The sequence below is a fragment of the Bacillus bingmayongensis genome (assembly GCF_000299035.1).
In the GTDB taxonomy this organism is placed as follows: domain Bacteria; phylum Bacillota; class Bacilli; order Bacillales; family Bacillaceae_G; genus Bacillus_A; species Bacillus_A bingmayongensis.
Map to the genome: position 1 here is coordinate 173358 of NZ_JH921517.1, position 17412 is coordinate 190769.

Annotated in this window: 21 protein-coding genes and 2 other annotated features; of the genes, 14 read left to right on the forward strand and 7 right to left on the reverse strand. The window is 35.8% G+C overall.

Translation table 11 applies throughout. The features are described from left to right. Nucleotides 1-17: 17 nt before the first annotated feature. Nucleotides 18-329, reverse strand: coding sequence for a 4a-hydroxytetrahydrobiopterin dehydratase (locus Y7E_RS0107850; protein ID WP_017150733.1), 312 nt, complete (start codon nt 327-329; stop codon nt 18-20). After that, nucleotides 310-2064, reverse strand: coding sequence for an aromatic amino acid hydroxylase (locus tag Y7E_RS0107855; protein WP_017150734.1), 1755 nt, complete (start codon nt 2062-2064; stop codon nt 310-312). Before Y7E_RS0107855 ends, Y7E_RS0107850 begins: the two co-directional genes overlap by 20 nt. Nucleotides 2065-2226: 162 nt before the next feature. Next, nucleotides 2227-2454: a binding site (T-box leader), on the reverse strand. Nucleotides 2455-2506: 52 nt separating this feature from the next. Beyond that, nucleotides 2507-2734: a binding site (T-box leader), on the reverse strand. Nucleotides 2735-2863: 129 nt separating this feature from the next. On the opposite strand from Y7E_RS0107855, the gene Y7E_RS0107860 reads away from it, so the two are divergent. Further along, nucleotides 2864-4102: a TolB family protein gene (locus Y7E_RS0107860; RefSeq protein ID WP_017150735.1), complete on the forward strand. Its 1239-nt coding sequence runs from the start codon at nt 2864-2866 to the stop codon at nt 4100-4102. Nucleotides 4103-4202: 100 nt separating this feature from the next. On the opposite strand, the gene Y7E_RS0107865 is transcribed toward Y7E_RS0107860, so the two are convergent. Continuing rightward, nucleotides 4203-4325 (reverse strand): DUF4023 domain-containing protein, encoded by a 123-nt coding sequence (locus Y7E_RS0107865; RefSeq protein WP_000071859.1) that lies wholly within the window; start codon nt 4323-4325, stop codon nt 4203-4205. Between the two features lie 318 nt (nt 4326-4643). Between Y7E_RS0107865 and Y7E_RS0107870 the strand changes: the two genes are divergently transcribed. From Y7E_RS0107870 to Y7E_RS0107880, 3 genes are all read left to right on the forward strand, one after another. After that, the gene (locus tag Y7E_RS0107870; RefSeq protein ID WP_017150736.1) at nt 4644-5219 is read left to right on the forward strand and encodes a histidine phosphatase family protein; all 576 of its coding nucleotides are present in this window, start codon (nt 4644-4646) and stop codon (nt 5217-5219) included. Nucleotides 5220-5232: 13 nt separating this feature from the next. After that, on the forward strand, nt 5233-5766 hold the full coding sequence (locus tag Y7E_RS0107875) for a hypothetical protein (protein WP_017150737.1): 534 nt from the start codon (nt 5233-5235) through the stop codon (nt 5764-5766). 265 nt (nt 5767-6031) lie between these two features. Next, complete coding sequence (locus tag Y7E_RS0107880) at nt 6032-6532, forward strand: DoxX family protein (RefSeq protein ID WP_017150738.1); 501 nt, start codon at nt 6032-6034, stop codon at nt 6530-6532. Nucleotides 6533-6573: 41 nt separating this feature from the next. On the opposite strand, the gene Y7E_RS0107885 is transcribed toward Y7E_RS0107880, so the two are convergent. Together Y7E_RS0107885 and Y7E_RS0107890 are read right to left on the reverse strand one after the other, a co-directional pair. Then, nucleotides 6574-7455 (reverse strand): alpha/beta fold hydrolase, encoded by an 882-nt coding sequence (locus tag Y7E_RS0107885; protein ID WP_017150739.1) that lies wholly within the window; start codon nt 7453-7455, stop codon nt 6574-6576. A 15-nt stretch (nt 7456-7470) separates the two neighbouring features. Further along, on the reverse strand, nt 7471-8310 hold the full coding sequence (locus Y7E_RS0107890) for a GNAT family N-acetyltransferase (protein ID WP_017150740.1): 840 nt from the start codon (nt 8308-8310) through the stop codon (nt 7471-7473). Nucleotides 8311-8602: 292 nt separating this feature from the next. Here Y7E_RS0107890 and Y7E_RS0107895 point away from each other — a divergent pair, with 292 nt between their 5' ends. After that, nucleotides 8603-9988, forward strand: coding sequence for an alkaline phosphatase (locus Y7E_RS0107895; RefSeq protein ID WP_017150741.1), 1386 nt, complete (start codon nt 8603-8605; stop codon nt 9986-9988). Between the two features lie 60 nt (nt 9989-10048). Next, nucleotides 10049-10528 (forward strand): Cif family virulence factor, encoded by a 480-nt coding sequence (locus Y7E_RS0107900; protein WP_017150742.1) that lies wholly within the window; start codon nt 10049-10051, stop codon nt 10526-10528. Between the two features lie 29 nt (nt 10529-10557). On the opposite strand, the gene Y7E_RS0107905 is transcribed toward Y7E_RS0107900, so the two are convergent. Beyond that, nucleotides 10558-11208, reverse strand: a complete 651-nt coding sequence (locus Y7E_RS0107905) for a GTP pyrophosphokinase (RefSeq protein WP_017150743.1) — start codon at nt 11206-11208, stop codon at nt 10558-10560. A gap of 357 nt (nt 11209-11565) precedes the next feature. Between Y7E_RS0107905 and rpmG the strand changes: the two genes are divergently transcribed. The 4 genes from rpmG (at nt 11566) to Y7E_RS0107925 (ending at nt 14037) form a co-directional block, all read left to right on the forward strand. Beyond that, nucleotides 11566-11715: a 50S ribosomal protein L33 gene (rpmG, locus tag Y7E_RS0107910; protein ID WP_001265619.1), complete on the forward strand. Its 150-nt coding sequence runs from the start codon at nt 11566-11568 to the stop codon at nt 11713-11715. A gap of 104 nt (nt 11716-11819) precedes the next feature. Next, nucleotides 11820-12095 carry a hypothetical protein gene (locus Y7E_RS0107915; RefSeq protein ID WP_017150744.1) on the forward strand — a complete coding sequence of 92 codons (276 nt, stop codon included), beginning with the start codon at nt 11820-11822 and terminating at the stop codon, nt 12093-12095. 138 nt (nt 12096-12233) lie between these two features. Beyond that, complete coding sequence (gene sigK, locus Y7E_RS0107920) at nt 12234-12947, forward strand: RNA polymerase sporulation sigma factor SigK (protein WP_017150745.1); 714 nt, start codon at nt 12234-12236, stop codon at nt 12945-12947. 307 nt (nt 12948-13254) lie between these two features. Continuing rightward, nucleotides 13255-14037 (forward strand): phosphatidylserine decarboxylase, encoded by a 783-nt coding sequence (locus tag Y7E_RS0107925; RefSeq protein WP_017150746.1) that lies wholly within the window; start codon nt 13255-13257, stop codon nt 14035-14037. A 164-nt stretch (nt 14038-14201) separates the two neighbouring features. On the opposite strand, the gene sda is transcribed toward Y7E_RS0107925, so the two are convergent. Next, nucleotides 14202-14357: a sporulation histidine kinase inhibitor Sda gene (gene sda / locus Y7E_RS0107930; protein ID WP_017150747.1), complete on the reverse strand. Its 156-nt coding sequence runs from the start codon at nt 14355-14357 to the stop codon at nt 14202-14204. 243 nt (nt 14358-14600) lie between these two features. Between sda and Y7E_RS0107935 the strand changes: the two genes are divergently transcribed. The 4 genes from Y7E_RS0107935 to yhbY are packed head-to-tail and all read left to right on the forward strand — an operon-like array spanning nt 14601 to nt 17367. Next, complete coding sequence (locus Y7E_RS0107935) at nt 14601-15113, forward strand: YqeG family HAD IIIA-type phosphatase (protein ID WP_017150748.1); 513 nt, start codon at nt 14601-14603, stop codon at nt 15111-15113. A 3-nt stretch (nt 15114-15116) separates the two neighbouring features. Next, entirely contained in the window at nt 15117-16223 is a 1107-nt protein-coding gene (gene yqeH / locus Y7E_RS0107940; protein WP_017150749.1) for a ribosome biogenesis GTPase YqeH, read from the forward strand. Between the two features lie 15 nt (nt 16224-16238). After that, nucleotides 16239-17072, forward strand: coding sequence for a shikimate dehydrogenase (gene aroE / locus Y7E_RS0107945; RefSeq protein WP_017150750.1), 834 nt, complete (start codon nt 16239-16241; stop codon nt 17070-17072). A gap of 4 nt (nt 17073-17076) precedes the next feature. Further along, entirely contained in the window at nt 17077-17367 is a 291-nt protein-coding gene (gene yhbY, locus Y7E_RS0107950) for a ribosome assembly RNA-binding protein YhbY (RefSeq protein ID WP_017150751.1), read from the forward strand. Nucleotides 17368-17412: the final 45 nt, after the last annotated feature.

Consider the following 17412-nt stretch of genomic DNA (forward strand, 5'->3'; position numbering starts at 1 on the left):
AGAAAGGCTTCTCTTTTTTATTTTCTTATAATCGCTTTTTCATTTTGTAAAAAGAGTTCATTAAACTGTCTCGCGAGCTCAAAATCAAGTTTTGTTAAACCTTTTGCATTCCAGGATGACAAAGTAATAATGACTGCTTTATACTGGATAAGGATAAATGGATGGTGATTGTGTTCTTCTGATAGTTTGGCGGCTTCAGAGACAAATTCGACACCTTTTAAGTAGTCGGAAAACATATATTTTCTTTCAATCCATTTTTCATCTTTCACTGTCCATTTATCCAGCTTCATTAATTCCTCTTGTACTTCTTCATCTGTTAGTCGTTGCATGCTTTTTCACGTCCTTTATTGGAAGTAAGGAAAGGCCATTGTTAATTAAACGTTGTACAGATTCATTTTCAAAAGTAATCAGCTCTTGTAATAATGCAGCGGATGTTTCATGTCCTTTGTTATGTTCTAAAAGTAATTCTAAAATTTCAAGGCGAAGCAACCATTCTTTTTCATAGGATTTGTTCAAAATTTGTTGAATGGCTATTAGCTGCTCTACATTTGCTTCATGTAATGTACCTTCATTTCGAATATCACGAACGGTTTGATACATACGATCAAGCTCAGTTAATGTAAGTGGTGCGGGTGTTTCTTCTACTTCTTCATCCATAGGGAAGAATGCAGCTGCATCTGCTGCACCAGGAAATACAGAAGTGATTTTTGAACCAACTGCCATATCAAACGAACCCCATGAAGCATCAAATAATAAACGGTCGTTCCAAACAACTGTGCAATCCGTAAATGAAATAAGAGCGATCTTCCCATCGTTTTTCATAATATCCGTTACGGTTCCTTTTACATGAACACCGCTTGCAAAGGATAGTTTCGCACGCTTACCGATGATAACGCCTAACGATTGTAACTCCGTATCTGTACAATCCTCAAGTGAGACATTGCCTTCTAATAAACCAACTGGTGTGCCAAATCCATCTTGATGTACAGATGTAGAATGATCTGATAATTGTTTATTATTTAGTGCTAATGCAGTCGGTGTATTTGTTTTCATGTAAATCACTTCACCAGCATCATTTTGAATTGTCTCTGCAAATGTACCTGTAATTTGTAATCCACTACTTAATTCAGCAGTTGCATTATTTTCAGAACGAATTGCTTTTTCTAATCCTTCTGCACCACCTGTCTTGAAAGCCATTGTTTCAGAGAAACTCTCTAGTGCTTCTGTTAGTTCTTCAAATGACTCGCATACAAATAGCTGAGGTTGCATTTTTGTAACGTCATATATCGTTTTTGTACAAGCTTCAATTGAGAATGGAACTTTTTCTACAGCGTCTGTTAAGCAATGCTTACTTTCACCAACAGAAGAAAGTAGGCCAGCTCCGTAGATTTTAGGGTTGTCCATATCTCCAATTAATCCGTACTCGACCGTCCACCAGAAGAGACGAGAAATTTGTTCTGCCTCTGATAAGCCAGAAACAAGCTTTTGTTTTTCAATTACTTCGTTTTCAGCAGCTGCAACTTCTTCAGGTGTAGAAGTTGGACTTTCTTTCACGATTGTTAACGTGCGTACAGCTTCAAAGGCATCATGTTCTTCTTTTGTTGAGAAAGCTTTCGCTCCAATTTGTCCGAAACGTTTTACATACTTTGCGTATGTAGGATCAAGTAAAATCGGTGCGTGACCAGCAGCTTCATGAACGATATCAGGAGCCGGTGTATACTCGATGTTTTCCACTTTACGAATATCTGTTGCAATTGGTAATAATCCGTGACCTTGGAAATCAAAGAACGCTACGCCAGGAATAAGGCCGTCAATCGTTACTGCGCCCCAACCACTTGGTGCTAAACACTCATTCATTTCTTCAACCTTTGGAATTGCATCTATATTAATACCAGATGATTGTAGTCCGTTAACGTAGGCTGGATGAGCAACATCTTTTAAAAAGTTATGGTTTTGTCTCATAATGTAACGCCACACAGCGTGATTAACCGGTGTGTACTGATCGTAATGCTGCGTGGATACAAATGGTTTTAAATGTGATGGAATTTCTGTTTTCTTTGTCATTAATACATCCTCCTTTTTTATCTGTAAAAATTGTTGCGGTTACTTTTTCGTATATCACCCCCTTCAAAATATTGTAAGCGTTTATAAAATTTTATCATAAGATTCGGAATTATTTAACGTTTGTTTTTGTGAGAAATAGAAAAAGCCCCTATCGGAAAATCCGATAGGGGCGAAAAAATCGCGGTACCACCCTATTTGTAAGCAAAAATATGCTTACTTCTCAGTTACTGATAACGGAAAGATCCGTCTTTTCCTTCATGCATAAATGGCACTACGAAAAAGAAGCTCCAGAATTGTAATTCGCACTTGTATATGTACTGATTCGCACCAACCATCAGCTCTCTGAGACAGGGATATAAGTTACTACTGCGATCCTTTCAACGCGTAATATATAAATTTGTTTAAAAGGGGAGGACGCAAAAAAGCCCCTATCGGAAAATCCGATAGGGACGATAGAAATCGCGGTACCACCCTACTTGTAAACAAAAAATTGTTTACCACTCACTTTAAGATAACGGAAAGATCCGTCTTCCTCTTCATGCATACTCGCATTACGGGAAAGAAGCTCCAGAATTGTAATTCACGCTTGTATATGTACTGATTCGCACCAACCATCAGTTCTCTGATTCAGGGATATAAGTCGCTACTAGGATTCCTTCAAAGCCGATATATAATTCGTTCAACTAAACTATGTTCTGTATTATAAAACTATATTTGAAAAGTTGTCAACAATAATTTTATTTAAATATTAGATAAGGGGAACGATAAGTGGGAATTATCTATAGGAGGATAGGAAAAGATGTGGAAAAAAATAATTGTTTTGATTGTTTGTGTTTACCGTTTATGTGAAGCTGTGCCTACTGTTCAAGCTGAAACAAAAGATATACAAGTCGCATTTATTCGTAACCATGATCTCTGGATAAAAATTGATAGGAAAGAAAAACAAATAACAAAAGGAGAGTACATAACAAAGCCAAAATGGTCACACGATGGAAAATGGATTGCATATGTAAAGGGGGAGGAACAAAATCAGCTTGAATTGTACCGGATTGCGGATGGAAAAAAGGTTGTTCCGTTTCATGCAGAAGCAATTAATTACCAATGGTCACCGATAGAAAACACAATTGCATTTGAATTTACAGGCACGTTAAATATATTTGATGCAGAAAAAAAGAATGCGAAATTTGAAAATGTATCATCAGGTGTAGGAGACTATGCATGGTATCCAGATGGAAAGAAATTTCTTGTTTCATCTGAGGCGCAGTTGCTTCCGACAGGTTGGACAGGAGCGCAGTTATACGAAGTGCAAAAGGATGCTGGAATGAATCCGCATAAAATGAAGCATCTATATTCATTACCAAGTCAGCATGATGATTTTTTAGCTTATGTTGCCAGTAGATTTAAGTGGTCGCCAAATCAAAAATGGATTGCATTTTTAGCTGTTCCAACTGCTTCGTGGTCAGCGGATAGTAATACACTATGTTTTCTAAAGGCAGATGGAAGTCGTTTTGAAAGAGTAGATGAAATGCTCTTAAATAGCCAATGGTTTGGGTGGGCTCCATCGAAAAATATATTAGCATATATTGAGGGAAGTGGGAGATTTGCGTTAGAAAATAAACATTTGAAAATAAAAGAAGTACCTGCCCTCCAGCAAGAAAAATTCACTCCAAAAGGATATGTCGATTGGGATTTTACATGGCAGGATAATGAACTTATTACACTTTCAAGAGCGAAGGAAATGGAATGGTCAAACGAACAAGAAAAAAGATCATTACCTTCTTTATATCAAGTTAATATTCAAACAAATCGGCAACGCCAAATTACAACTCCTCCAAAAAAATATGGAGATTACAATCCACTTTATATAAAACATGAAAATCAACTGACATGGATGCGTTCTGACCGTAAAAAGGCGGATATGTGGTCGGCGAATGGAGATGGATCAAGAGCGAAGAAATGGATTGAAAATATAGATGTACCTCCGTGGTATTATGAGAAATGGAATTGGGAAGATGTTATTTCTGTAAAAGAAGATTGAAAGAGTCACCTGAAATTTAGGTGGCTCTTTCTGTTTATCCCGCTATTTGCGGGCAGTAAGATCTCCGCTGATGGAAGTTTTACTTTATAATGTTTAACGGTTATTTGTGCGTTTTATTTGGTTTCTTTTTCCCAGGATTTCCTTTACCTTGGTGCTTTCTATTTTGTTCATCTTTTGCTTGTTTCTCGTGTATTGTGTCTAAAAAATCGTTTGAGTTGCTCATTGATATATCCTCCTCAGAGTTTCGTTTTATCTCTGTTACTATAACCATTTGGAAGGGAAATCATGAGTTGACACGGGAAGGAATTTAGAAAAGGATATGGAAGACCAAAGGGTATGGAAATAAAAAAATGATCTATTTCATTTTTTATCCCGCATTAATGGGCAGTAATACTCCCACCTAAAAATTCTGTGAAAGCAAAGAAGTTAGGTGGGAGATAAACTGCCCGTAAAAGCCCGATTGGTGCGGGCTGATAATTAGTGGGGGATGGAGAAAACCCCCACTAATTAAAGTTTCACTCTTCTGGAAAGGAATAAAAATATGAAACTTATTTTCATAAGACATGGTGAAGGGAAACATACAAAAGATTTACCGATGAGCTTGCAATTAGAAAATCCACCTTTGACGAAAGAAGGCGAAAAACAAGCGTTGTTACTTCAAAGTAGTTTACCACTACAAGAAAGCGATGTATTAATCGCAAGTCCCATGCTTCGAACATTACAAACTGCCGCAATATGGAGCTCACAAGTAGTTTGTCGCAAAATAATACATCCTTATATTTCTCCACGTATTTTTCCTTATCGTGAAGAAGCAAGAACATTACCGTGTGATCGATTATTAAGTAAAAAGGTTATTCAAGATGTATTTCCTAATTTTTCTTTAAGAGAAAGTATAAATATTATGTTATGGAACGAGGGGATCAATACGATTTCAGAGAAGGGATTTCAAACTAGAGTGGATGAGTTCATTAATTGGTGTTATACATTAAAGGCAGAAAGAGTCTGCATTGTCTCACATGATGGAACAATTACAGCATATAGACAATATCTACAAAAACAAATACTAACAAGAGAAGACTTCTTAGAAGAAACAAGTGTATATGAAATGAACTTATGAAGGAGGATTTCATTTGAATATTGCATTAGTAGTTGGTGATAATTCTGATTTAGAGGCACAATCGCTTCGAGCGACGCTTGAGTATTTTGGAGCAAGAGTTATTACATATTGGATTGGCAGACCGCGCGATTTGATGGATGTTCTTTCAGGGGAAATTTTGTATAAAGATATAGAGTATATTATTTTTTGCTTTCATGGTGATGAAGATGAATTTGTAATGGGGGAATTAGGTAAAGATGTATATGAAGAAGATGAGCCGAGAGGGAACTTTGGTGTAACTGAAATTAGCCAATATGCAAGATTGCATAATAAATATATTATCAATAGTGGCTGTACTTTAGGAGACCCAAAACTTGCGAAGGCATTTTTAGATAGCGGTGCAAAAACATACATTGGTTCAACAGATTATGTAGATGGAAATGCGGCACTTATGTTTACAATACGTTTATTTTACGGGATTATTAACCTGCAAAAAACAATAGATGATGCATTTCAAGATGCGAAATTATTAGACGATGAGACTCGAACATTTCAATTATATAAGTGAAGAAATAACGTGTTTATCCGAATATAGGATAAGCACGTTTCGCATTTATCACATAATTTTTTCACAAAACTTTAATGAAAATATTTATCAATTATGGTATGATGTTTTCAAGTTTTTACAGGGAAATAAAAGTAACTATACAAATATTAGTTTTTAACAATCTATGAAAACGTCACAAATTATTCATAATTAATGTTTGAAAAATAAGTAACTAATGTTATTATATTACCTGTAACTAACTTAATTACAACTTTAGGAGGAATATATGGTTATTCAATTTTTAAGAGAAAACAAAGCAGTTTCTTTTGTACTAGCAGTTATCCGTGTTTATCTGGGATACACATGGCTGATGGCTGGAATCGGTAAACTACAGGGAAAAGGATTTGATGCGACAGGTTATTTACAGGGAGCCATTGAAAAGTCAAAAGGGGCGCAACCAGCTGTGCAATCTTGGTGGGCATCATTTCTACAAGATTTTGCAATTCCGAATGTTGATATGTTTAACACACTTGTAACATGGGGAGAAATCCTAGTTGGAATAGGTTTAATTGTAGGTTGTTTAACGAAAACAGCTGTCTTTTTTGGCCTTGTAATGAACTTTTCCTATATGTTTAGTGGGTCTATAGGTGTAAATCCACAAATGGTTATTTTGTCTATGTTCGTTCTGGTTGCTGGTATGAATGCTGGAAAAATTGGAATGGATGGCTGGATTGTACCAAAATTATTAAGATCAAAAAATCAAAAGAGACAAAAGCAAGCTGCTTAATATATAAAATGGGTATCTCAAAGATGAGATACCCATTTTTGTTACTTTGTTGTTTCGATTGGATTCTTTTCAAAGAATTCTTTTACATAGCCCATAAATTCTTTCGGTTCTTGGCGAAATGGTGCGTGATAACCTTTTTCTATAATATGAAATGTGCTATTTTTTAAAAACTGATGATAAGATTCGCCTTCTTTCCATGACACACTACTATCATTTCTGCCCCAAATAATTAAAGTCGGAAGTTTAATTTCACTAGCATTAATACGAAGGCGTCTAGGCCACATTTTCATTTGATTATAATGTTCTGTATCATCGCGCTTAAATTTCACTTTGCTTTCATCATAATCTGTAATAGAAGAAACAGTATGTAAATCATTAGATAACTGTGGTTTAGATGAAGCATTTTTGTTCGTTAATGATATAGCCCCAGTCGCGTCCGTTAAAATGAGATGGGTAACTGCAGCTGGATATAGGTATGTTAAATTAAGAGAAATTTCTCCCCCCATAGAGTGGCCAAGTACTGCAAATGTATCATAGCCTAGTTTTTTCATTAACTTATAATAAAGGTTGGCATGATTTGGAAAAGAGTAGTGAAAATCCATCGGCTTGGAAGAATGACCAAAGCCTAAAATATCAACGGCGATAATCGTATGGTCTTTCGCTAGTTCTGAATAAATATCACGAAAGCCATCGGATGATCCGCCAAACCCATGAAGCATAAGTAAAGGTGGTTTCTTTTGACCAATTTGTTTAAAGTAAATGGTTTGTCCATCTATTTCGACCATTTTTTCATCTGTTGTTAGTTTTGTTTCAATTGTATTTTTTACTTGTTTTACTGCTTCAGCTGGTTTTTCTGTCGCATTACAACCCACTAATAATGTAAGAGCAAGGCAACTAACCATAAAATGTTTTAGTCGCTTCAAATAGGTGTCCCCTTTCTAACATAGTGCTGCATCCATCATAGCAAATAAATGGTCGCGATTTCCAGGTAGATGTCTTCCGTTTTTTATCATAAGAGGTGAAAGAAGTGTTTCTTGAAATCCCTTCGATTCCAAGTGTGCTCGAAATGTAAATTGTGGGTGTGGAACATCAATACGGATTGTTCCATTCCAGCTCGTGCAAATGGATTGTAATAATTGGATTGCATCTTCTTCATGCTTTGCAATAAGAGGGGTGATGCAGAGTGTATCTCCTTTTTGTATACATAGTGCAAAAGATTCTATTCTATGGTTTCTTTCAATTTTAAATGCGAGTGTTGCTCTATTTAGTAATATTGAATAGAGCCTTGGACGATGTGCCCCTGTTACGGTTTGATCAAGCTTAATGAGAGAGTGTAGATCATGCTGTGCAATTTGCTTAAAATGAGAGGGATTCATAGATGGATTCGTTACAAATTTTTCAAAGCGATGGATTGTTGTAATTGTCTTAAATCCGTTTGTTTGATACAAGGGCACACCAGCATCTGTTGCAATGAGCATAACAGGAAGAGAAGACGGTGCTTGCTTTACACAAACATCGAGTAAAGTGCGGCCAAGTCCTTGTTTTTGAAAAGTGGGATGAACCATTAGCATACCGATAGAAGAAAATCCAGATTCGGAAGGGAATACCCCGCCAGTAGCAATCAGTTTTTCATTATGTGTATAGCCAAATAAACTTCCGATTGACAGGTACATTTCAAATTGTTTTCGCATAAATAATTTAGGTTGTAACCATCCAACAGTCTCGCAAAGAGAAATGAGCTGTGAAATACTAGAGTCATTTAGTTTTTGTATTTGCATATTGAATCACCACATTTCTAATCTAGTAGAAATATTTTATCATGAAACAATAAATATTCAGTTATAAATAGAAAGAATGTAAAGCAATAATGTAAAGTTTTGAAAAATCCACGCGAGATTCTTTCTGTTTTGTAAAGGTGATAAAGCTTGATAATATAAGACAAAGATATACAAATTATAATGAAAATTTACATAACTTAACAAAATGTTTACATATAACTAACTTGTCCTTAATAGTCTTCCGTTAAATTGGGTATTGGGAACTTAATAACCTATTAGGGGGACATGAAAAGTGAAAAAATTTATGAAGAAAGCATGGCCATTTGCGGTTGTTACATCATTAGCGCTTACTTCGGTAGTAACATGGGGTGTTACACGTTCAGACGTGATTAAGGCGGATGGAAAAGAAAATAATGCAAAAATTAAAAATGTAATTGTTTTAATTGGGGATGGTATGGGCCCTTCATATATAACTGCTCATCGTTATATGAAAGACAATCCGAAAACGTTTGAAATGGAGCCAATAGAATTTGATAAGTATCTTGTTGGAACGCAAAAAACGTATGCGGAAGATGAACATCAAAATATTACAGATTCAGCTTCTGCGGCAACAGCGATGTCATCAGGGGTGAAAACATATAATTCGGCAATTGCGGTTGATAATGACAAGACGGAAGTCAAAACCGTGCTCGAACAAGCGAAAGAACAAGGGAAATCAACAGGTTTAGTTGCAACGTCTGAAATTACACATGCAACACCAGCTGCTTTCGGTGCACATGATGTTAGCCGTAAAAATATGGATGCAATTGCAAATGATTACTTTGATGAGAAAATTAATGGGAAACATAAAGTAGATGTTCTTCTCGGCGGTGGTGTGAATAACTTTGTAAGAAAAGATCGCAATCTTACAGAAGAATTCAAGAAGTCTGGTTATAGCTATGTAACAGATCGTGAGCAATTATTAAATGATAAAAATGATCAAATTCTTGGTTTATTTGCACCGGGTGGTTTAGATAAAATGATTGATCGCAATGAAAAAACACCTTCACTAGAAGAAATGACAAATGCAGCAATCAATCGTTTAAATAAAAACGATAAAGGTTTCTTCTTAATGGTAGAAGGCAGTCAAATTGACTGGGCTGGACATGATAATGACGTTGTTGGTGCTATGAGTGAAATGGAAGACTTTGAGAAAGCATATAAAGCAGCGATTGAATTTGCGAAAAAAGATAAACATACATTAGTTATTGCAACAGCCGACCATTCTACGGGTGGATTCTCTCTAGGTGTAAACGGTGAATATAACTTTAATGCAAATGCAATTAAAGCGGCGAAACGTACACCAGACTTTATGGCAAATGAAATCGCAAAAGGTGCAAATGTAGAAGAAACTTTGAGAAAATATATTGATTTACAATTAACACCAGAAGAAATTAAATCTGTAAATGATATCGCATCATCAAAAGATGTAACGAAAATTGATAATGCAATTGAAGAAATCTTTAATAAGCGTTCATTTACAGGCTGGACAACAGGTGGACATACTGGTGAAGATGTGAACGTATATGCATTTGGACCAGGTAAATATCTATTCTCTGGCGTTCAAGAAAATACAAACTTAGCAAAACGTGTCTTCGATATTGTTGGTGGCGGTGACCCAAATAAAGGTAGACGCTAAGTGTGAAGGAAAGCGAGGCATTTCGCCTCGCTTTTTTTCTTTTTAGGGGAGGAACATAGGATGAAAAATTTTACTAAGAAAATAGGGGTTTTTATTACAAGCGGATTATTATTAATAGGATGCCAATCTCAACAAGAAACGCAGAAAAAAGAGGTAGAGAAGAAAGACGTCACGGTGAAACAGGAAGCAAAGAAATCTGTAACACCTGAAGATGAAAAAGAAGTTCGAAGTGTGATTGAGGCGTTTGTTCAAACGACAAACGAAAAGAACTTCGATCAACATATGGCTTTGTTTTCGAGCAAAATTGTTGGTGCTGAAGATTTACGAACACAAAAGGAAGCTGCATTTCAAAGAGAAAATAAGAAAATTGAATTGAATCGTGTTCAAGTGAAAAGTTCTAAAGGTGATTTTGTCATTGTTGAAACGGAAGAAAAAGAAATAGATAGTGGAAGCTCCCTTCAGAAAAAGGTACGGTATGCACTAGGAAAAGAAGATGTACATTGGAAAATTGAAGAAGTCCGTACGATAGAAAAGAAATGAAAAAGGTTCTCGCACGAGGAGAACCTTTTTTATAATGGGAGTAAAATTTGATTTGAACATGCTTCAATTTCATCGATATCTTGGCGAATGGTTGCCATTTTATTATCAAGCTCTTCAGCTTTCATGGCAGCATCATGGAGTTCATCTTTTAAATAATCGGGGATATTCCCTTCATATTTATAGTAGAGTTTATGCTCTAAACTTGCCCAGAAGTCCATAGCGAGTGTGCGCAATTGAATTTCCGCAAATACCTCTTTTGTACCAGAATTTAAAGCTAGTGGATACTTAATAATCATATGCAAACTTTTATAGCCGTTTTGCTTTGGGTTAGCGATGTAGTCTTTTACTTCTACAATTTCCATATCTTCACGATTTTCAATGACTCGTTTTAAGTGGTAAATATCTTCAACGAAGCAACATGTAATTCGGATGCCGATAATGTCTTGCAAATGTGTTTGCGCGTTTTCAATCGTTGGTGCTAAATTTTTGCGCTCGAGTTTTTTAACGATGCTTTCAGGTTGTTTTAATCTTGTTTTTATATGTTCAAACGGGTTATAGTCCTCTAAAAATTGAGCTTCCCGGTTCATAATTTCGAATTTTGTTTTTAACTCTTCTAAAGCGAATGTATAAGGTAATACAAATGCTTTCCAATAGTTAACGGTTGATTGATTATATTTCATTTATATACACACCTTTTCATATTTGCAAATAAGGTTGCTTATTATACTAAATACCAAATCATATAAGCGCATGCTGCAAATGATGAGATCATAAAACGGTATTTTGCTTTCATTATTTTTAACTCCTTTCTAAGTAGTTTTCATATATCAATAAATTGGATTGTTAGTAAATTGATTATGTACAATTCTAATAGTAATGGATTGATGTGAATTTCGTATGAACTAATTGTTTCAGTTTTTTGTCTTTTTAGAATGATTGTTAAAAAGGCGAATTGACAAAACAAATAATAGCATTTATAGTATAAAACGTAATCATTACGTTTTAGTTGTGATCTTTGAAGAAAAGGAGGCCTACATATGCGTGTAAACATTACATTAGCTTGTACAGAATGCGGTGATCGTAATTATATTACGAAAAAGAATAAGCGAAATAATCCGGAACGTATTGAACTAAAAAAATACTGTCCACGATTAAAGCGAGTAACATTACATCGTGAAACGAAGTAAAGCAGCTAGAGAAATCTAGCTGCTTTTATGTATATATAAATGGCATTCCAGTTGAGGGCTCATTGGTTAGGATTAATATCGATACAGAAACAGGAGACGTTACAATGTATAGTGGGATATCTCAAAGTGTAATAAAAGAGTTACTTACTTATGAAACAAGTGCAAGAATACGAAAAGAGCAGGCGTTACAAACATATAGAAATGCACTCCGCGTTGAATTACAGTGGCATGAAAATCATGATACAGATCCATCAAAATATGAGCTTATTTATAAACAAACGACAACTGAGAGCAGTGAAGCGTATCATATTGATTTTTTCATGAGACGAGAAATTCACTATATTGATGCGCATACGGGAGAAGTAATTTGGAGTAAATAGGACAAGTGCTAAGAAATTCTTGTGGTTATGCCACAAGAATTTTTTTGTGCATCGCTATTCTCAAATGGGTACAGACACAAACAACGCCCCGCCCACATACATATAGTAAAGACCACTATTTTGGCGGGGGTGAAGGGTTTGAGTCTATTCGCCGCAATTGGATACATGATTCGCGAAGTGTTTGTATTTGTTTCTTATGTTAAAAACAATGCGTTTCCACAGCCATTGTCATCAGATGATGAGAAAAAATACTTAGAGCTGATGGAGCAGGGTGATGCTCACGCGAGAAATCTTTTAATTGAACATAATTTACGGCTTGTGGCTCATATTGTTAAGAAATTTGAAAACACAGGTGAAGATGCGGAAGATTTAATTTCTATCGGAACAATTGGGCTCATTAAGGCAATTGAGAGTTATTCAGCAGGGAAAGGGACGAAGCTTGCGACATATGCAGCTCGTTGTATTGAAAATGAAATTTTAATGCATTTGCGTGTACTGAAGAAAACAAAAAAAGACGTTTCACTTCATGACCCGATTGGACAGGACAAAGAAGGTAATGAAATATCACTTATTGATATTTTGAAATCTGAATCTGAAGATGTAATTGATATGATTCAGCTTAGCATGGAATTAGAAAAAATTAAGGAGTATATCGATATTTTAGATGAACGAGAGAAAGAAGTGATTGTAAAAAGGTTTGGACTTGGCCTTGATAAGGAAAAAACGCAGCGGGAAATTGCGAAAGCGCTAGGGATTTCAAGAAGTTACGTTTCCCGGATTGAGAAGCGGGCACTGATGAAAATGTTTCATGAATTTGTGCGAGCGGAGAAGGAGAAGAAGGGAAAAGCATAAAGATGAGTGAAATGGCTGCGGTTCAAACGCAGCCACTTTTCTTTTGATGAAAAGGGAATAAAACAAGAAACTCTAAGAAGAAATATACGTTCACTGTTGAAAATGACGGGTTCTATCTGTAATATTAGAAGGTGCTAACGAATTTAAGTATGAAATGGTACCTATTCTTTCTTTTTGTATGATCGGCTTGGTTTATAATAAGTGAACATAAAAAACACTTTCAGAAGTTTCACTGTATGATATAGAAAGAAAAGAAGGGAAAGCTAAACTTAATTGTTCATTAAGACTTATTAGGAGGTTTCGCGGTTTGCGACGTACATTATATCGACTCATGATCGAACTTACAAACGGGCGTTTTACTTCTTATATATTACGTAAATTTGCACAGTCTCGTTTAAGTTCCATTATTCTTTCGTCTTATGCAAAAGCGTTTCAATTGAATCAGGATGAGATGGAAAAGGATTTAAAGGAATATCGAACGCTGCATGAATTATTTACACGTAAGTTGAAAGAAGGAAAACGAGAAATAGATGCAGCGGCATCAAGTATTGTTAGTCCTGTTGATGGGGTATTTGCTGATCATGGTCCTATTGAAGAAACGAAAACATTTGATATTAAAGGCAAGCGCTATTCGATTGTGGATATGCTAGGTAATGAAGAGCGAGCAAGGCGTTATGCCGGCGGTACATATATGGTTATTTATTTAAGTCCAAGTCATTATCATCGTATTCATAGCCCGCTCTCTGGTGCTGTGACAGAGCGATTTGTACTTGGAAGAAAATCATATCCAGTAAACGCAGCAGGAATGAAATATGGAAAAGAGCCGTTGTCAAAGAATTATCGTTCTGTTACAGAAGTCGATAGTGAAGGACAACATATGGCGCTTGTAAAAGTAGGAGCTATGTTTGTAAATAGTATTGAACTTCTTCATGAAAGAAACACTGTTCAAAAAGGTGAAGAGATGGCATACTTTACATTTGGTTCAACAGTCGTTTTACTGTTTGAAAAAGGAATGGTTGAAGTTGTTTCAACGCTAACGAGTGGCCAAGAACTTTGCGTTGGTGAAAAAATTGCAACTCGCTTACCTTAATGGTAGCGGGCGGTAAAAGTTTTATCACAAACTTGTGAGGGCGCCAAGAAGTTAGATGGGCTTATGTGCTAGGTGAAAAGTTCCCAAGGATGGAAGTTTCATTTTATAAAAGAGCCATCTTGAGGATGGCTCTTTTTACAGGTGAAGCAGTAATCTATATGTACTCAAGACGATTTGGCAAGCTTGTCCTCTAATGATCGCCGGATGATTTCTTGTTTTATAAGTAAAATGAAGTCAGGATTTAATTTTAGTTCTTTTGCTTTATAATAAGACTCAGTGAGTAATTCAGTAGATAACTGCTCCATATGTTTGATTTTCAAGGTGAGCCACCTCCGATAATAAGGATAGGTTCTTTGTTGCATCTACTGTATCAAAAAATTATGACAGTCACAAACGACTGGTTATCCACATATCACCGTGGATAAGATGTGCATGAAATGTTGATAAATTGCGAATTAACTGAAAAGTTAGTGTGGAAAATGTGTACAATGTTATCCACAATCTAGTTATCGAAAAATGTTGTCGAAAAATTTTATGAAAACTCCTCAAAGAGGTGAAAGAAATTGAAATTATTTTTACCAAATGAATACGTAAAAAACGTATATCATGTTCAACCAGAAGATTTAATAAAACGCGGGATAAAAGGTATTATCACTGACTTAGATAACACTTTAATTGAATGGGATCGTCCTAATGCAACACCTAAGCTTGAACAATGGTTTTTAAAAATGAAAGAGCATGGCATTCAAGTAACGGTCGTTTCTAATAATAATGAGCAACGAGTAAAGGACTTTGCAGAGCCACTTGGAATTCCGTTTATTCATAGTGCACGTAAACCATTGGTTCGTGCGTTTAAACGTGCCATGCAAGAAATGAATTTAAGACCTGATGAAGTAGTAGTAATTGGAGATCAATTGCTAACGGACGTACTAGGCGGAAATCGTGTTGGTCTTCATACGATTTTAGTTGTACCAGTAGCACAAACAGACGGGCTAGTAACGCGATTTAATCGAAAGATTGAACGCAGACTTATGAGGAATATGAAGAAAAAAGGTTTAATTAACTGGGAGGAATAAAGTTTGACTGAAACAATTAAATGTATTGGTTGCGGTGTAGAAATTCAAACAGAGTATAAAAATGAAGTCGGGTATGCGCCAGCTTCATCTTTAGAGAAAGAACAAGTGATCTGTCAACGTTGTTTCCGTTTAAAGAACTATAATGAAATTCAAGATGTGTCTTTAACAGATGATGATTTCTTGCGTATTTTAAATGGAATTGGACAATCAGATGCACTTGTTGTCAAGATTGTAGATATTTTTGACTTCAATGGTAGCTGGTTACCAGGCTTACATCGTTTTGTAGGGAATAACAAAGTATTGCTTGTTGGAAATAAATCGGATTTAATTCCAAAGTCAGTAAAGCATGATAAAGTAAAACATTGGATGCGTTATAGTGCAAAGCAACTTGGATTAAAACCAGAAGATGTCTTTTTAATTAGTGCAGCAAAAGGACAAGGTATCCGTGAACTTGCTGAGGCGATTGAACAATATCGCAGTGGTAAGGATGTATACGTTGTAGGGTGTACGAATGTTGGAAAATCCACGTTTATTAATCGCATGATTAAAGAATTTAGTGAAGAAACTGAGAATGTAATTACAACATCTCATTTCCCAGGAACAACACTTGATTTAATTGATATTCCATTAGATGAAGCATCTTCTTTATATGATACACCGGGTATTATTAATCACCACCAAATGGCACATTACGTTGGAAAGCAAAGCTTGAAGCTTATTACACCAACAAAGGAAATCAAGCCGATGGTATTCCAATTAAACGAGGAACAAACATTATTCTTCGGTGGATTAGCACGATTTGATTATATTAGTGGTGGTCGCCGTGCGTTCACTTGTCATTTATCAAACCGTCTACCAATTCATCGTACAAAACTTGAAAAAGCAGATGAATTGTATGAAAAACATGCTGGAGAATTATTAAATCCACCAACTCCAGAAGAACTAGAAAATATGCCTGGGCTTGTGAAATACGAATTTAATATTCGTGAGCCAAAAACAGATGTTGTATTCTCTGGATTAGGATGGGTTACTGTAAATGAGCCTGGGGCAAAGATTGTGGCTCATGTACCAAAAGGAGTTAGTGTTTCATTACGTAAATCTTTAATTTAATATGGAGAGGAATTTATGAAACAGTTATATGGTGTAATCGGAAATCCAATAGGACATTCATTGTCACCACTTATGCATAACGACGCATTTGAGGACTTAAATATAGATGCTCATTATCATGCGTTTCTTGTAGAAGAAGAGACGCTAGGGGAAGCGGTGAAAGGCTTAAAGGCATTAGGAGTATCGGGATTTAATGTCACGACTCCTCACAAAGTTTCAATTATGAAATACTTGGATGGAATTGATCCGCTAGCAAAGCAAATTGGTGCGGTGAATACGGTCGTTCATAGAGAGGGAAAGCTGATCGGTTATAATACAGACGGAATTGGTTATGTTCGTTCATTGCAATCGATTAGTAAAGATCCGCTTTATCAAAAGCGTATTTTATTACTTGGTGCAGGCGGAGCATGCCGCGCTATTTACTTTTCACTTGCAGACGCAGGTGTAAAAGTAATTGATATTGCCAACCGAACAGTAGAAAAGGCAAATCAGCTTATCGCTGGATGTCAAGCGAAGATTACATCGCATGCTCTTTCATTAGAGCAAGCAACAGAGGAACAAGGAAATTATGATATTATCATTCATACAACAACGATAGGAATGCATCCACATGTCCAAAGTACACCGATGCAAATTCAATCTTTGAAACACGGAACGATTGTTTCGGACATTATTTATAATCCATTTGAGACAAAGCTTCTGCGAGATGCGAAAGCGAAAGGAGCCATTGTGCAAAATGGAATAGATATGTTTGTTTATCAAGGAGCACTTGCATTTGAAATGTGGACAGGACATATGCCAAATATCGAAAGAATGAAACAATTAGTAATGAGAAAGCTTGGAGGCTAACTATATGTTAACAGGAAAACAAAAAAGATTTTTACGTGCAAAGGCACATCACTTAACACCGATTTTTCAAGTTGGAAAAGGCGGCGTAAATGAAAATATGGTAAAACAAATCGCAGATGCATTAGAAGCGCGTGAGTTATTTAAAGTGAGTGTACTACAAAACTGTGAATTTGATCGTCGTGAAGTTGCAGAAGAATTGGCTAAAGGTGCTAGAGCAGAAATCGTCCAAGTAATTGGAAGCACAATTGTTTTATATAAAGAATCAAGAGAAAATAAACAAATCAAACTTCCATAATAGCAGCTTACTGTGCTCAGGATATATATAGGGCGTTTCCATAGC

Bases quoted from the DNA above. Each gene is read 5' to 3' on its own strand.
- Y7E_RS0107890 (WP_017150740.1), bottom strand. From the start codon at position 8,310: ATGCAAATACAAAAACTAAATGACTCTAGTATTTCACAGCTCATTTCT.
- Y7E_RS0107900 (WP_017150742.1), top strand. From the start codon at position 10,049: ATGAAAAATTTTACTAAGAAAATAGGGGTTTTTATTACAAGCGGATTA.
- Y7E_RS0107905 (WP_017150743.1), bottom strand. From the start codon at position 11,208: ATGAAATATAATCAATCAACCGTTAACTATTGGAAAGCATTTGTATTA.
- Y7E_RS0107880 (WP_017150738.1), top strand. From the start codon at position 6,032: ATGGTTATTCAATTTTTAAGAGAAAACAAAGCAGTTTCTTTTGTACTA.
- Y7E_RS0107855 (WP_017150734.1), bottom strand. From the start codon at position 2,064: ATGACAAAGAAAACAGAAATTCCATCACATTTAAAACCATTTGTATCC.
- Y7E_RS0107865 (WP_000071859.1), bottom strand. From the start codon at position 4,325: ATGAGCAACTCAAACGATTTTTTAGACACAATACACGAGAAACAAGCA.
- Y7E_RS0107860 (WP_017150735.1), top strand. From the start codon at position 2,864: ATGTGGAAAAAAATAATTGTTTTGATTGTTTGTGTTTACCGTTTATGT.
- aroE (WP_017150750.1), top strand. From the start codon at position 16,239: ATGAAACAGTTATATGGTGTAATCGGAAATCCAATAGGACATTCATTG.
- yhbY (WP_017150751.1), top strand. From the start codon at position 17,077: ATGTTAACAGGAAAACAAAAAAGATTTTTACGTGCAAAGGCACATCAC.
- Y7E_RS0107915 (WP_017150744.1), top strand. From the start codon at position 11,820: ATGTATAGTGGGATATCTCAAAGTGTAATAAAAGAGTTACTTACTTAT.
- Y7E_RS0107850 (WP_017150733.1), bottom strand. From the start codon at position 329: ATGCAACGACTAACAGATGAAGAAGTACAAGAGGAATTAATGAAGCTG.
- Y7E_RS0107870 (WP_017150736.1), top strand. From the start codon at position 4,644: ATGAAACTTATTTTCATAAGACATGGTGAAGGGAAACATACAAAAGAT.
- rpmG (WP_001265619.1), top strand. From the start codon at position 11,566: ATGCGTGTAAACATTACATTAGCTTGTACAGAATGCGGTGATCGTAAT.